Below are 13,992 nucleotides of genomic sequence, written 5' to 3' on the forward strand. Positions count from 1 at the left end.
GCGCCGGCGGTGCTGTGCGCACCGGCCGCGGCCTTGCCCGAGGCGGCCGTGGAGGGGGTGTCGTTCATGCTGGCTCCCGTCCGGGGTCACGCGTGTCGGCCCGGCTGACGGCGGCGACCGCCTGCGGGTCGAGATCGAAGAGTTCCCGCAGGGCGTCGGCGTAGCCGGCGCCGCCGGGGGTCGAGGCCAGCTCCTTGACCCGCACGGTGGGCGCGTGGAGGAGCTTGTCGACGACACGTCGCACGGTCTGCGTGATCTCCGCGCGCTGCTTGTCGTCGAGGTCGGGCAGGCGGCCGTCGAGCCGGGCGATCTCGCCCGCGACGACGTCCGCGGCCATGGTGCGCAGGGCGACCACGGTGGGCGTGATGTGCGCGGCCCGCTGGGCGGCGCCGAAGGCGGCGACCTCGTCGGAGACGATGGACCGCACCTGGTCGACGTCGGCGGCCATGGGCGCGTCGGCGGAGGCCTCGGCGAGCGTCTCGATGTCGACGAGGCGGGCGCCTTCGACCCCGTGCGCGGCGGCGTCGATGTCGCGGGGCATCGCGAGGTCGAGGAGCGCGAGGACGACGCCGTCGGCCGGGCCGGCCGGGCCGTCCTCGCAGGTCTCGTCGACGGCGCAGAGCGCGTCCCGGTGGCCGCCGGCGTCCGTACGGGCGGCGAGGGCCAGACGTATGGCGTCGGCCGTCAGCACCAGGCCCGTCGCGCCGGTGCAGGAGACGACGACGTCCGCGCGGGACAGCTCGTCCGCCACGGCGGTCATCTCCACGGCGGAGGCCGTGAACCCGCCGCGGGCGGCGGGGCCCGCGGGCTCGGTGAGGATCGCGGCGAGGCGCCGGGCCCGCTCGACCGTGCGGTTGGCGACGGCGACGTGGGCGACGCCCGCGCGCGCGAGGGTGGCGGCGGCGAGGGAGGACATGGAGCCGGCGCCGATGACGAGGGCGCGCTTGCCCGCGGCCCAGTCGGCGACGGGCGTGTCGCGGGCGAGCTGCTCCAGACCGAAGGTCACCAGCGACTGGCCGGCCTTGTCGATGCCGGTCTCGCTGTGGGCGCGCTTGCCGACGCGCAGGGCCTGCTGGAAGAGGTCGTTGAGCAGTCGGCCCGCGGTGTGCAGTTCCTGGCCGAGGGCGAGCGCGTCCTTGATCTGGCCGAGGATCTGACCCTCGCCGACGACCATCGAGTCCAGCCCGCAGGCCACCGAGAAGAGGTGGTGGACGGCCCGGTCCTCGTAGTGCACGTAGAGGTAGGGGGTCAGCTCGTCCAGGCCGACGCCCGTGTGCCGGGCGAGCAGCGTGGACAGCTCGGCGACACCGGCGTGGAACTTGTCCACGTCGGCGTACAGCTCGATGCGGTTGCACGTGGCAAGCACGGTCGCCTCGGTGGCGGGCTCGGCCGCCAGCGTGTCGTGCAACAGCTTGGCCTGCGCGTCCGCCGCGAGGGCGGCTCGCTCCAGCACGCTGACGGGCGCGCTGCGGTGACTCAGGCCGACGACGAGCAGGCTCATGCCGGCATCACGGCGGGGACATCCCCGTCCGGTCCCTTTCGGCCGCCGCCGGTCGTGCGCGGCACGCGGGGCGGGGTGGCGGCGGTCTGCGCGGCGTCCTCGCCGGCCTTGCGCTGCTCGTGGAAGGCGAGGATCTGCAGCTCGATGGAGAGGTCGACCTTGCGGACGTCCACGCCTTCGGGCACGGAGAGGACCGTGGGCGCGAAGTTGAGGATCGAGGTGACCCCGGCCTCGACGAGCCGGTCGCAGACCTGCTGCGCGGCACCCGCCGGGGTGGCGATGACACCGATGGAGACGCCGTTGTCCGTGATGATCGCTTCGAGTTCGTCGGTGTGCCGCACGGGCAGCCCGGCGACCGGCTTGCCGGCCATGGCCGGGTCGGCGTCGATCAGGGCCGCGACGCGGAAGCCGCGGGAGGCGAAGCCGCCGTAGTTGGCCAGGGCGGCGCCGAGGTTTCCGATGCCGACGATGACGACCGGCCAGTCCTGGGTGAGGCCGAGTTCCCGCGAGATCTGGTAGACGAGGTACTCGACGTCGTAGCCGACACCGCGCGTGCCGTACGAGCCGAGGTAGCTGAAGTCCTTGCGCAGCTTGGCGGAGTTGACCCCCGCCGCGGTCGCGAGCTCCTCGGAGGAGACCGTGGGTACCGAACGCTCGGAGAGCGCGGTCAGCGCACGCAGATACAGCGGAAGCCGGGCGACGGTGGCCTCGGGAATCCCTCGGCTTCGGGTCGCCGGTCGGTGAGTTCGGCCAGTTGCCACGGTGCTCCTGCGGGTAGAGCGGGGCTGCGGGCGGCGCCTTGTCCCAGGACCGCCCCGTCGAACGCAGGCTATGCCTTTGTGAACGCGTGCACAAAGATGGTGTCCGCTTTGTCCGGGCAAAGTGACCGGCGTCACGCGGTGTTTCGGCCCGGTCCGGGAACCATTGCCCGCACCATCGCGACCGCCACAGCAATCACTCCCGTACCAACGGTGCGCCGACGGGGACACGCGCGCTCACTCCTCATCGCCATACCCCCGGACACCAACAAATCGCCACATGATGGTAGTCGACCCAGGCACCCAAATCAGACCGCCGAGCTCGGGGCACGGTGCGGGCACAATGGCCTGCATGAGCCCGCTGCTGCGCCGAAACGCCCGTAAGAACCCCGCCGACAGCACGGTGACGCTGATCGGCAAGCCCGGCTGCCACCTGTGCGACGACGCCGAGGCGGTGATCGCCGAGATCTGCGGCGAGCTGGGCGCCCGCTGGGAGAAGAAGGACATCACCGAGGACGAGGAGCTGTACCGCAAGTACTGGGAGCAGATCCCGGTGATCCTCGTCGACGGCGCGCAGCACGACTTCTGGCGGGTGAACCCCGCGCGGCTGCGGAAGGCCCTCGGCGGCTGAGCCCCTTCCGCGCGGGGCCTCGCGGGCGCGCCGCGCGGAGAGTAACGAACACGTCGCGTGAAGTTCACGTCACTGAATCGTTCCGACTCCGGTTACCCCGAACAAACTGGCTATGCTCCCGACATGGCCGCACTGGGATGGATCACTCCGCGCAGGCGCTCCGCCACCGCACGCAGCGTGCTGGCGGGCGAGGCCGCGGCGGAGGCAGCCCGCAAGTCCGCGCAGGAGAACGCGGAAGAGACCGGCGCGCAGGCCGAGCAGCGGCCACCCGTCCCCGAGAAGCCCGCGGAGCCGGAGTTCCCCGTCGTCGGCGATGTACGGGCCGCGGCCTTCTTCGACCTCGACAACACCGTGATGCAGGGCGCCGCCCTCTTCCACTTCGGCCGCGGCCTCTATAAACGGCACTTCTTCCAGAAGCGCGAGCTGGCCCGCTTCGCCTGGCAGCAGGCGTGGTTCCGGCTGGCGGGCGTCGAGGACCCCGAGCACATGCAGGACGCGCGCGACAGCGCCCTGTCCATCGTCAAGGGCCACCGGGTCTCGGAGCTGATGTCCATCGGCGAGGAGATCTACGACGAGTACATGGCCGAGCGCATCTGGCCGGGCACCCGGGCGCTGGCCCAGGCCCATCTCGACGCGGGCCAGAAGGTGTGGCTGGTGACCGCCGCGCCCGTCGAGACCGCGACCATCATCGCCCGCAGGCTGGGCCTGACCGGTGCGCTCGGCACGGTCGCCGAGTCCGTCGGCGGCGTCTACACGGGCAAGCTCGTCGGCGAGCCGCTGCACGGCCCCGCGAAGGCCGAGGCGGTGCGGGCGCTGGCCGCGGCCGAGGGCCTGGACCTGTCCCGCTGCGCGGCGTACAGCGACTCCGCCAACGACATCCCGATGCTGTCGATCGTCGGCTACCCCTACGCCGTGAACCCTGACAGCCGGCTGCGCAAGCACGCGCGGGAGCGCGGCTGGCGGCTGCGCGACTACCGGACGGGCCGCAAGGCGGCCAAGGTCGGCATCCCCGCCGCGGCCGCCGCGGGCGCCCTGGCGGGCGGCGCGGCCGCCGCCGTCGCCCTGCACCGCCGCCGCCGCTGACGCGAACCGACCCGCCGACCGGCCACCGGCTCCCGCACGCCTTTCCCCGGCTCCCCCGGACGGGCGTCACCGCCCGCTGCCGCCGCCGCCCGTATTCGGCCACCTGTGCCGAACGGGCGGCAACAGGGCGTAACCGAAGGTGACCCACAGGCAATCCTGTTGTCATACCCCCACACGGCCCCCGACAGTCCTTCCGTGTCCGGATTGCCACAACACGCTGCCCAATCGGCCACACATGAGCCCCATTACGTCAACTTCCGTTCACAGTTCGATATTTGATCGAGCGTCAATCGGTAAGAGATCGAACGGAAACGATGATTTGAGCAACTCGGTGTAGCGCTGCCTGTACGAAGCGTTATTCTCCTCAGACGCAAACCGGTACCCCCTTGTCCCTACGACGAGTGAACGGTCCCGCACTGCACGTGATGGAAGCTCTGCCTCTGGGAGTCCCGTGTACCCACACGTCGGGGTTGACGCCTCGGGCCTGGCTACGCTGCGCGCAACGGTCATCGACCGTCTGCGCGGCTTCGTCCCCACCGCGTACGCCGTCCCCGCCTTCGCCACACCCGTCCCCGCCGGCCCCTGCTACGCCCTCGCCGAGGGCAGTGCGGCGGTCGGCAGACGCGCCCGCCGCGGCGCCGGCGCCGGTACGTCCACTACGACCCGCCGCCCGAGTGCCGACAGCGACAGCGCCCGCATGCTCGACCTGGTCGAGCGAGCCCAGGCCGGCGAGGCCGAAGCCTTCGGCCGCCTCTACGACCAGTACGCCGACACCGTCTACCGCTACATCTACTACCGCGTGGGCGGCCGGGCCACGGCCGAGGACCTCACCAGCGAGACGTTCCTGCGCGCCCTGCGCCGCATCGGCACGTTCACCTGGCAGGGCCGCGACTTCGGGGCCTGGCTGGTGACCATCGCCCGCAACCTGGTCGCCGACCACTTCAAGTCGTCGCGGTTCCGGCTCGAGGTGACCACCGGCGAGATGCTCGACGCCAACGAGGTCGAGCGCAGCCCCGAGGACTCCGTCCTGGAGTCCCTGTCCAACGCCGCCCTCCTGGAGGCGGTGCGCAAGCTCAACCCACAGCAGCAGGAGTGCGTCACCCTGCGCTTCCTCCAGGGTCTGTCCGTCGCCGAGACCGCCCGCGTGATGGGGAAGAACGAGGGCGCCATCAAGACCCTCCAGTACCGGGCCGTCCGCACGCTGGCCCGGCTTCTCCCGGACGACGCGCGCTGACCCTGTGCACCCGTTCACTCACCAGCGGTCACATCGTCCGGATCGCGTAACCCGACTGCGGAACCGCTCGTTGTGCGGGATGCAGACTCCCTGCCGTCACGCCATGCCCGTAGCAACTCACTCGATCGAGTGGATGCACTCAAGGCGTGCAACCCTCCAGGTTTCAGGGGAGTCGACCGTCATGACGAGAGGAGGTGCCGCCTGTGATCGCGAACGTTTCGGCGCACCGGCGGGCGAACGCCTTCGCCCAGGCCCTGGAGGACCAGGAACTCCAGGGCGCGGCGGCCGCACAGCCCGGCCCATCGGTGGACGACACCGAGCAGGGGAAGTTGTTGGCCTTGGCGAGCGGGCTCGGTGAGCTGCCCGCACCCGAGTTGGATCCCGAGGTCAGGACCGTGCAGCGGGCGCAGCTGATCGCTGCCATGGAGTCCCACTTCGCCGGGGAACCGGCCACGGTTCCCGAGCCCCGCACGGGCGCGGCGAGCGGCCGGACCGCGGGCAAGGGCGCCCACCGGGCGGGCCCGCTGAGCCGGCTCAAGCCACGTTCCCGCTGGTCCAAGGGGCTCGCGGCCGGCGGGCTCACGGTGGGTGTGGCGGCGGGCGCGTTCGGCGGCGTGGCCGCGGCGAGTTCCAACGCCCTGCCCGGCGATTCGCTCTACGGCCTCAAGCGCGGCATGGAGGACCTCAGGCTCGGTCTGACCGACGACGAGGCCGACCGCGGCAGCCTGTTCCTCGACCGTGCCTCGACCCGGCTGTTCGAGGCCCGCCGCCTCATGGAGCGCGGCCGGGTGGGCCACCTCGACCACGAGTCCCTGGGCGAGATCCGCAAGACCCTCTCCGGCATGACGCACGACGCCTCGGAGGGCCACCGCCTGCTCCACAAGGCCTACGAGCGGGACGGCTCGCTCGGCGCGATCCAGCGGCTGTCCTCGTTCGCCTCCTCGCACCGCGAGGGCTGGAGCCAGCTGCGCGACAAGCTGCCCCTCCAGCTGCACGACGTGGGCGACCAGGTCAGCTCGGTCTTCGCCGCCATAGACGACGAGGTCGGACCGCTGCGCTCCCTGCTGCCCACCACCCCGGGGGGCAAGCACGACGCGCCGGGTGCCCCGCACACGCCCGAGCACGGCACCCCGGGCCGCGCGGGCCACTCCGCGCAGCCGCCCCAGGCGTCGTCCACCTCCGACGGCAAGCGCTCGGGCGGCAAGCCCCGCTCGGCGTCCCCCGGCGGCCACGACGACCGCCAGGGCCTCCTCGGCGGCACGGGCCTGCTCCAGCCCCAGCCCAGCTCCGACAGCTCGGGTACGGCCAAGCAGCCCCCGCACGGCAAGGACGGCAAGCCGGCCAAGCAGCCCGACATCACCATCCCGCCCCTCCTCCCGGACATCCTCCCGGGCCTCGGCATCCACGGCGAGGACGCGAGCTAGACGGCGGACACAGGCGGTCGGTGTTCTTCACTCGGACAGAGGCGTGGACAACGCCTCAGAAGAACACCGACCGCCGCGGTTTGCCTCCGGCAAGGGGTGACGAGACCGGCCGCTGCTGCGAACTTCCGGCCCGAAGGGCCTGCGCTTCGATCGACCGCACCGGACTCCGTCCGCCGGCCTCGGGCAAAGCCCGCCCCCACCTAGAAGAACACCGACCGCCGCTGCACCAGCAACTTGTACAGCGTGTGCTGAATCGTTTCGCGCACCTGGTCCGTCAGGTTGAACATCACCATCGGGTCGTCCGCCGCCTCCGGCGAATAGCCGTCCGTCGGGATCGGCTCGCCGAACTGGATCGTCCACTTCGTCGGCAGCGGCACCATCCCGAGCGGCCCGAGCCAGGGGAACGTCGGCGTCAGCGGGAAGTACGGAATGCCGAGCAGCCGCGCCAGCGTCTTCGCGTTGCCGACCATCGGGTAGATCTCCTCCGCCCCGACGATCGAGCACGGCACGATCGGCGCCCCGGCCCGCAGCGCGGTGGAGACGAAGCCGCCCCGCCCGAAGCGCTGCAGCTTGTACCGCTCCGAGAACGGCTTCCCCACCCCCTTGAAGCCCTCCGGCATCACGCCCACCAGCTCGCCGCGCTCCAGCAGCTTCTGCGCGTCCTCGACGCACGCGAGGGTGTGCCCGAACTTGCGGGCCAGCTCGTTGACGACCGGCAGCATGAAGACGAGGTCCGCCGCGAGCATCCGCACATTGCGGTTGGCCGGGTGCTGGTCGTGGATCGCCATCTGGAGCATCAGTCCGTCGACGGCGACCGTCCCGGAGTGGTTGGAGACGATCAGCGCCGCCCCCTTCTCCGGGATGTTCTCGATGCCCTTCACCTCGACCCGGAAGTACTTCTCGTAGAACGGGCGCAGCGCCGACATCAGGACCTGGTCGGTCAGCTCCTGGTCGTACCCGAAGTCGTCGACCTCGTACTCGCCCGTGACGCGGCGGCGCAGAAAGCTCAGCCCGTTGGCCAGCTTCCGGTCCCAGCCGCCGTCGGGCTCGCGCGGGGCCCCGGCCGGCTCCGCCCGTTCGGCCGTCCCGGCGGGTTCGTCACGCTGCGGCGGTACGGGCGCGAGCGGCACCGGCGGCTGGTTCGTCCGGGCGCGGCCCACGCGCTTGCTCTTCCGCTTCGACCGTGGCTCCTCGCCGAACGGGATGACCTTCGCATCCGCCATGGTGGCTGCGCTCCTCAGTTCTGGCCGCGGCCGGCAGGCAGGACCGCGGCGATCCGGTCGACGGTACGGGCGAGGGTCTCGGGCGGCAGCAGCCCCGTGCCGCGGCTGCGCGCGAAGTCCGCGAAGGCCTCTGCGGTCGTGTAGCGGGGGTGGAAGCCCAGTGTCTCGCGCATCTGGGTGGTCTGGACGACCCGCCCGTGGGTGAGCAGCCGGATCTGCTCGGGCGAGAAGTCCAGGACGCCGACCGAGCGCAGCGCTGTGCCGACCCAGGTGACGGTCGGCAGGAAGAAGGGGAGCGTGGGGCGCCCGAGGCGCCTGGCGGCCTGTGAGAGCAGCAGCACGCCGTCGCCCGCGACATTGAACGTGCCGCTGTTGAGCGTGGCGCGGCGCGGCTCTCCGGCGGCGATCCGCAGGACCTCGATCGCGTCGTCCTCGTGCACGAACTGGAGCCTGGGGTCGAAGCCGAGGACGGTGGGCAGGACGGGCAGGGAGAAGTACTCGGCGAGCGGCGAGTCGGCGCAGGGCCCGAGGATGTTGGCGAACCGCAGCACGCACACGGCCACGTCGGGCCGGCGGCGGGCGAAGCCGCGCACATAGCCCTCGACCTCGACGGTGTCCTTCGCGAAGCCGCCGCTGGGCAGCGATTTGGGCGGCGTGGACTCGGTGAAGATCGCGGGGTCGCGGGGCGCGGAACCGTAGACGTTCGTGCTGGACTTGACGACCAGCCGTCTGACGGACGGGGTCTTCTGGCAGGCACCGAGCAGCTGCATGGTGCCGATGACGTTGGTCTCCTTGACCGTGGCCCGGCTGCCGCTCTTGCCGAGCGGGGTGCCGTTGACGTCCATGTGGACGACCGTGTCGACGGCGTGTTCCGCGAGGACCCGGGCGATCGCGGGGTGGCGGATGTCCGCCCGTAGGAATTCGGCCCCGCCGAGGTGGTGATCGGGTGGCACCGCGTCCACCCCAATGACCCGGTCGACGTCGGGTTCGCGCTGGATTCTGCGGACGAACCGTCCGCCCAGTTGCCGTGCGACCCCGGTGACGAGCACGACCTTGCCCAAGATCAGCGCCTTCCCTTCCCACGCTTACGCGACGAGCGGTGCTTGGCGGCAACCGTAGCGGCTCGTTGTTGCGCTGTGACGACCACCCGATACCTCGGGCGACATTTCAAGCCGTAGCGATGGCTTTACTGACCGCAACGTAAGGCGGGCGCGGCTGGGCCCGGAAAACACCGCAGCCCTCCCACCGTGGACCGGTGGAAGGGCTGCGGGACGATCACAGCGGCGCTGCTTACTTCTTGTTGCGACGCTGAACGCGCGTGCGCTTGAGCAGCTTGCGGTGCTTCTTCTTGGCCATCCGCTTGCGCCGCTTCTTGATAACAGAGCCCACGACTACCCTCGCTTACATCGATTCACTCGGTGCGGGGCGTCCGAGCCCACACGACCTACATCGGGCCAGCCTACCCGGCACCGGGCGAACAGCGTAATCCGAGGTCCTCGTTAGGCGGTTTCCACCCCCACGTAGGACTCACGGAGGTACTCGTGCACCGCCTGCTCTGGGACCCGGAACGACCTACCCACCCGGATCGCCGGCAGATGACCACTGTGCACCAAGCGGTACACGGTCATCTTGGACACTCGCATCACCGAGGCGACTTCCGCCACGGTCAGGAACACGACCTCGTTGAGAGGCCTTTCGCCAGCAGCCATGACACACCTGAACCTTCCGCACATGACGCGCACCGGCTTCCCCTCCGGTGACTCCTCGTCGCTGCGCGCTCACTCCCCAGATTAGGGGCGTGTGATGCGAGTGGGGAAGAGGAGCAGCCATCGGCCGCCTACTGTGACAGACACGCTCGATTGAGTACATAGCGAGTAAGCGGTCGGTAGTAATCAGACCGCACAGTGTCATCAAGCGGAACGACCACGGACACCCGCCCCTCGGCCTCTCCGACAAACGGAGCCGGGTCGTCCGAGTCGGCCAGGCCGATGGCCTCAAAACCCAGCTGACCTGCCCCGCAGACCCATCCGTGGTCCCCGATGACCAGGGCCGGAAGGGGTCCGCCGGAGTCCGCCGCGGCCCCCAGGGCGACCCGAACCGGGAGGGGGGAATGGGTATGCGCGCCCGGCTCACTCCGGGGCGCTCGCGCGCCGGGTTCACGCATCAGCGCGACTCCCCTGACGTAGTCAAGGTTGTATGTGCGTACGCCGAACCGGGTCGTTATGTCGACACTTCGACCCTGCGCAGGGGTGAGGACACCGCATCCGGCCGCCGAGAGACCGGCGGCCAACGCGGCGTAGAAACCGAGGAGCCGGTGGGGGTGCCCGGTGCCGATCAGCACCGGAGCGCCTGTCGCGGCCACCGTCGCGAGGCGGTCGGCGAAGGCATCGAGTGCCGCGATCGTGCGGTCGGGGTCGATCACATCCTGCCCTGAAGCGTGCGCCGGATCGGCCGAAACTCCGCACTTTTGGCCCATCAGCTGTAACAACTCATCGAAACACCAGTCGTATTCGGGCTCCAACCCGATCAACGCCCGTGGATCACGGGCCGCGAACATCCGATACCGACTCAGGCTCCGCTCGCGGGTCGTGGCCACCGTGCCGGCCAGTCGGGCGACGAGCAGATGCGCGCGCAGGGCGCGGGGGCTCAACACGCTCCCGATGCTGGCGGACCGCCCCGCACCACACCGCGATTCATCCCCGGCGTCCCACGCGTGGGCTAACGAGGACGGGCCCGGGACGTTCCCGACAGGCCGGGAAGGCCGGCCGCGACCGCCCGGACGCCGCATCGCCGGAAGGCCGGGACGCCGCCTCGCCGGGGCGGCCACGGAGGCGGCGCTACGGCAGCAGGCCGTGCGCCGGGAACACCGCGCGGCGCGTCGCCAGGATCGCCTGGTCCAGCCGGTCCGCGGGGTCGTACCCGGACGCCCCGAAGTCCCGCCACTGCGGCCGCAGCCCGTCCGTCATCCGCTGCGGCGCCAGCTGCCGGGTACGGGCGTAGACCTCGTCCCGCCACTCCTGCGGCACCGCCGACTCCGGGTCGACCGGCTGCCCCGCGGCGATCGCGACGAGATGGGTCCACGACCGCGGCACCACGTCCACCACCGCGTATCCACCACCGCCCAGCGCGACCCACCGGCCGTCCGCGTACGCGTGCGCCAGCTCGTGACACGCCTCCATCACCAGCCGCTGCGCGTCCAGCGACACCGCGAGGTGCGCCAGGGGATCGTCGAAGTGGGTGTCCGCGCCGTGCTGCGTCACCAGCACCTGCGGCCGGAACTCCGCCAGCAGTTCCGGCACCACGGCGTGGAAGGCCCGCAGCCACCCCGCGTCCCCCGTCCCCGCCGGCAGCGCGAGGTTCACCGCACCGCCCTCGGCACCCGGCCCGCCGGTCTCCTCCGGCCACCCGGTCCCCGGGAACAGCGTCCGGGGGTGCTCGTGCAGAGAGATCGTGAGCACCCGGGGGTCCTCCCAGAACGCCGCCTGGACCCCGTCCCCGTGGTGCACGTCCACATCCACGTACGCGACCCGCTCGGCCCCCAGCTCCAGCAACCGCGCCACCGCCAGAGAGGCGTCGTTGTACACGCAGAAACCCGCGGCCGACCCCGGCATGGCGTGGTGCAGCCCACCCGCGAAATTCACCGCGTGCAGCGCGTCACCGCGCCACACCGCCTCGGCCGCCCCCACGGACTGCCCCGCGATCAGCGCCGACGCCTCGTGCATCGCCGCGAACGCCGGATCGTCCTCGGTACCCAGCCCGTACGAGCCGTCGGCCGACCCCGGATCGGCCGACGCCCGCCGGACCGCCGCCACATAGTCCTGCCGGTGCACCAGCCGCAGCGTCGACTCCCCCGCGGGCTTGGCCGCCACCAGGCCGACCGCACGGTCCAGCCCGAACGCCTCCACCAACCGCATGGTCAGCGCGAGCCGCACCGGATCCATCGGATGCCCGGGGCCGAAGTCATAGCCCGTTACTGCCTCGTCCCACATCAGTTGTGCGCGGCCGCTCATGGCGACACGGTATAGGGCGGGGTGCGGGGTCGAAGGCGCGGGCATACGGCACGGTCACGAGCACGAGCAACAGCGGTACGAGCATGGCCCCGCGGAGGCTCCATGCCGCCCCGAGTGCCCCCACAAGCGGCGAACCCACCAGAAAACCCACATAGTTGAAGATATTCAGCCGCGCGACGGCGGCGTCCGAGCCCTCAGGGCCGAAACGTTCGAAGCCGTGCCGCCCGGCCGCGGCGAAGGTCTGCGGCACGATCACGCACAGCCCGAGCCCCAGCACCGTGAACCCCGCTATCCCCACCCACGCCCCCGGCGCCAGGACCACCACCCCGAAGCCCCCGGCCGCGATCACCGCCCCGGTCCGCACGACCCCGACCGGCCCGAAGCGCCGCACCCCGAGATCCCCGACGGCACGACCGAGCAAGGTCGTTGCCATATACACGTTGTAAGGCAGGGTGGACAGCTGCTCGGAACTCCCCAGGACGTCCTGGAGGTACTTGGCACTCCAGTTCGCCACCGTCGAGTCCCCTATATAGACGAAGGCCATCACCAGGCACAGGGGAAGCAGGAACCTCAAGCCCGGGGTGGGCGGAGAGCCGGCGGCGACCTGGGATCGCGGCTCCCGCTGATCCGCGTACCAACGGCTCGCCGCGAGTGCCGCCGGGGCGAGGACGGCCATGAGCGGCCCGTACAGCACGATCAGCGACAGTCCCCAGTGGGCCCCCGCCCATGCGAGCGACGCCCCCATGATCCCGCCCAGGCTGTACGCGGCGTGGAAGCCGAGCATGATGCTGCGCCCGTACGCGCGCTGCAGGCTCACGCCGAGCATGTTCATCGACGCGTCCAGCGCGCCGACCGCCAGGCCGAAGACGGCGAGCGCGACCGCCACCTGTCCCAGGCCGTCACCGACACCCACCGCGAGAAGGGCGAGACAGACGACGGGCTGCGCCCAGCGCAGTACGGGCCCGGGGCGCACCCTCTTCACCAGGCGCTCGGTACCGATGCTGCCGATGCCGGCGAGTATCGGAACGGCTGCGAGGAAGGCGGGTAACAGCCCGTCGGATATCCCGTACCGGTCCTGGACCGCCGGTATGCGGGTCACGAGGAGAGCGAACACCACGCCCTGGACGAAAAAGCTGATCGCGAGGGACGTCCGGCCGTGCCGCAAGCGCGCATCCGTCATGGCCGGGGAGCGTATGGCCACCCGCGACGGGTGGACAGAGCGATCACACGACCAGTGGCGGAGCGATCACCCGAACGCACCCGTCCACATGGGTGAATCGTTCTTGCGGCGAGTCGCCTTTCGCCCTGGGTTCCCCTGCCCGGGCTGTCAGGCGAGCAGGCGCGGCAGTTCCGTCAGCTCTCCGAAGTACCCCTTGGCGCCGGCCAGCTGGTCGGCCGGCGTCATCGACGTGAATCCGTAGACGTCCATTCCCGCGGCATTCGCGGCCTGGATACCGAGGGGGCTGTCCTCGATGACGACGCAGCGCTCGGGCTCGACGCCCATCGAGCGGGCGGCGTGCAGGAACAGGTCGGGCGCCGGCTTTCCGTGGCCGACGTCTTCCGAGCTGAAGATCCACTCGTCCTCGAACCACTCGCCCAGGCCCGTCCGCCGGTGTCCGACCCGGATCCGCTCGTGGGTCCCGGAGGAGGCGACGCAGTACGCCACACCCTCGGCCACCAGCCATTCCAGTACTTCGGTGACGCCCTTCATCGGCTGGAGCTCCTGCTCGAACGCGGCGAAGGTGCGGGAATGCAGTGTCTCGTCGAAGTCCAGGGGAAGCTTCTGCCCGGTCCGCTCGAGAACGAGGTCGTGCACGCGGTGGACGGCGCCTCCCATGTAGTCGCGAAGGGACTCCTCGTAGCTGGTGGGGTGCCCCAGCTCGGAGAGGTAGGCGGCGAGGACCGTGTTGGCGATCGGCTCGCTGTCGACGAGTACTCCGTCGTTGTCGAAGATGACGAGGTCATAGCGCATGACGTCACCCTAAACGCAAAAATGCCTCAGGCCCCGAGTGAAAACTCGGGGCCTGAGGCTGAAAAATTGTTCGGCGGCGTCCTACTCTCCCACACGGTCCCCCATGCAGTACCATCGGCGCTGAAAGGCTTAGCTTCCGGGTTCGGAATGTAACCG

Annotated in this window: 14 protein-coding genes and 1 rRNA gene; 4 read left to right on the forward strand and 11 right to left on the reverse strand. The window is 70.8% G+C overall.

Annotation, left to right across the window (positions count from 1 at the left end; translation table 11 throughout):
• Positions 1 to 64: 64 nt before the first annotated feature.
• Together FHS38_RS34165 and FHS38_RS34170 are read right to left on the reverse strand one after the other, a co-directional pair.
• Positions 65 to 1,501 (reverse strand): glutamyl-tRNA reductase, encoded by a 1,437-nt coding sequence (locus tag FHS38_RS34165; protein ID WP_184740392.1) that lies wholly within the window; start codon positions 1,499 to 1,501, stop codon positions 65 to 67.
• On the reverse strand, positions 1,498 to 2,262 hold the full coding sequence (locus FHS38_RS34170) for a redox-sensing transcriptional repressor Rex (RefSeq protein WP_184740394.1): 765 nt from the start codon (positions 2,260 to 2,262) through the stop codon (positions 1,498 to 1,500). Before FHS38_RS34170 ends, FHS38_RS34165 begins: the two co-directional genes overlap by 4 nt.
• Positions 2,263 to 2,611: 349 nt before the next feature.
• Between FHS38_RS34170 and FHS38_RS34175 the strand changes: the two genes are divergently transcribed.
• The 4 genes from FHS38_RS34175 to FHS38_RS34190 all read left to right on the forward strand — a co-directional run bounded on the left by FHS38_RS34175 (position 2,612) and on the right by FHS38_RS34190 (position 6,631).
• Positions 2,612 to 2,890 carry a glutaredoxin family protein gene (locus FHS38_RS34175; protein ID WP_130878856.1) on the forward strand — a complete coding sequence of 93 codons (279 nt, stop codon included), beginning with the start codon at positions 2,612 to 2,614 and terminating at the stop codon, positions 2,888 to 2,890.
• Between the two features lie 123 nt (positions 2,891 to 3,013).
• Positions 3,014 to 3,973 (forward strand): HAD family hydrolase, encoded by a 960-nt coding sequence (locus tag FHS38_RS34180; protein ID WP_184740396.1) that lies wholly within the window; start codon positions 3,014 to 3,016, stop codon positions 3,971 to 3,973.
• Between the two features lie 451 nt (positions 3,974 to 4,424).
• On the forward strand, positions 4,425 to 5,207 hold the full coding sequence (locus FHS38_RS34185) for an ECF subfamily RNA polymerase sigma factor, BldN family (protein WP_130878854.1): 783 nt from the start codon (positions 4,425 to 4,427) through the stop codon (positions 5,205 to 5,207).
• 203 nt (positions 5,208 to 5,410) lie between these two features.
• Positions 5,411 to 6,631, forward strand: coding sequence for a DUF5667 domain-containing protein (locus FHS38_RS34190; protein ID WP_184740398.1), 1,221 nt, complete (start codon positions 5,411 to 5,413; stop codon positions 6,629 to 6,631).
• A 200-nt stretch (positions 6,632 to 6,831) separates the two neighbouring features.
• Here the strand turns inward: FHS38_RS34190 and FHS38_RS34195 are convergent, their stop codons facing one another.
• From FHS38_RS34195 to rrf, 9 genes are all read right to left on the reverse strand, one after another.
• The gene (locus FHS38_RS34195) at positions 6,832 to 7,854 is read right to left on the reverse strand and encodes a lysophospholipid acyltransferase family protein (protein ID WP_184740400.1); all 1,023 of its coding nucleotides are present in this window, start codon (positions 7,852 to 7,854) and stop codon (positions 6,832 to 6,834) included.
• 14 nt (positions 7,855 to 7,868) lie between these two features.
• Positions 7,869 to 8,915, reverse strand: a complete 1,047-nt coding sequence (locus FHS38_RS34200; RefSeq protein ID WP_184740402.1) for an NAD-dependent epimerase/dehydratase family protein — start codon at positions 8,913 to 8,915, stop codon at positions 7,869 to 7,871.
• Between the two features lie 229 nt (positions 8,916 to 9,144).
• The gene (locus tag FHS38_RS34205) at positions 9,145 to 9,243 is read right to left on the reverse strand and encodes a 30S ribosomal protein bS22 (protein WP_003948845.1); all 99 of its coding nucleotides are present in this window, start codon (positions 9,241 to 9,243) and stop codon (positions 9,145 to 9,147) included.
• Positions 9,244 to 9,353: 110 nt separating this feature from the next.
• Positions 9,354 to 9,563 carry a helix-turn-helix domain-containing protein gene (locus tag FHS38_RS34210; protein WP_031145511.1) on the reverse strand — a complete coding sequence of 70 codons (210 nt, stop codon included), beginning with the start codon at positions 9,561 to 9,563 and terminating at the stop codon, positions 9,354 to 9,356.
• Between the two features lie 128 nt (positions 9,564 to 9,691).
• A complete protein-coding gene (locus tag FHS38_RS34215) occupies positions 9,692 to 10,507 on the reverse strand; it encodes a phosphatase (protein WP_184740404.1) in 816 nt (271 codons plus the stop codon).
• Between the two features lie 184 nt (positions 10,508 to 10,691).
• Positions 10,692 to 11,864 (reverse strand): acetoin utilization protein AcuC, encoded by a 1,173-nt coding sequence (locus FHS38_RS34220; RefSeq protein ID WP_184740406.1) that lies wholly within the window; start codon positions 11,862 to 11,864, stop codon positions 10,692 to 10,694.
• Positions 11,815 to 13,044 (reverse strand): MFS transporter, encoded by a 1,230-nt coding sequence (locus tag FHS38_RS34225; RefSeq protein ID WP_184740408.1) that lies wholly within the window; start codon positions 13,042 to 13,044, stop codon positions 11,815 to 11,817. Before FHS38_RS34225 ends, FHS38_RS34220 begins: the two co-directional genes overlap by 50 nt.
• A 147-nt stretch (positions 13,045 to 13,191) precedes the next feature.
• Positions 13,192 to 13,836, reverse strand: a complete 645-nt coding sequence (locus FHS38_RS34230) for an HAD family hydrolase (protein ID WP_184740410.1) — start codon at positions 13,834 to 13,836, stop codon at positions 13,192 to 13,194.
• 68 nt (positions 13,837 to 13,904) lie between these two features.
• Positions 13,905 to 13,992, reverse strand: a 5S ribosomal RNA gene (gene rrf, locus FHS38_RS34235); the annotation flags it as partial.

The organism is Streptomyces netropsis, from assembly GCF_014203545.1.
GTDB lineage: Bacteria > Actinomycetota > Actinomycetes > Streptomycetales > Streptomycetaceae > Streptomyces > Streptomyces netropsis.

Coding starts and splice junctions, on each gene's coding strand:
- FHS38_RS34220 (WP_184740406.1), bottom strand. CDS start 11,864: ATGAGCGGCCGCGCACAACTGATGTGGGACGAGGCAGTAACGGGCTAT.
- FHS38_RS34180 (WP_184740396.1), top strand. CDS start 3,014: ATGGCCGCACTGGGATGGATCACTCCGCGCAGGCGCTCCGCCACCGCA.
- FHS38_RS34210 (WP_031145511.1), bottom strand. CDS start 9,563: ATGGCTGCTGGCGAAAGGCCTCTCAACGAGGTCGTGTTCCTGACCGTG.
- FHS38_RS34230 (WP_184740410.1), bottom strand. CDS start 13,836: ATGCGCTATGACCTCGTCATCTTCGACAACGACGGAGTACTCGTCGAC.
- FHS38_RS34225 (WP_184740408.1), bottom strand. CDS start 13,044: ATGACGGATGCGCGCTTGCGGCACGGCCGGACGTCCCTCGCGATCAGC.
- FHS38_RS34195 (WP_184740400.1), bottom strand. CDS start 7,854: ATGGCGGATGCGAAGGTCATCCCGTTCGGCGAGGAGCCACGGTCGAAG.
- FHS38_RS34165 (WP_184740392.1), bottom strand. CDS start 1,501: ATGAGCCTGCTCGTCGTCGGCCTGAGTCACCGCAGCGCGCCCGTCAGC.
- FHS38_RS34175 (WP_130878856.1), top strand. CDS start 2,612: ATGAGCCCGCTGCTGCGCCGAAACGCCCGTAAGAACCCCGCCGACAGC.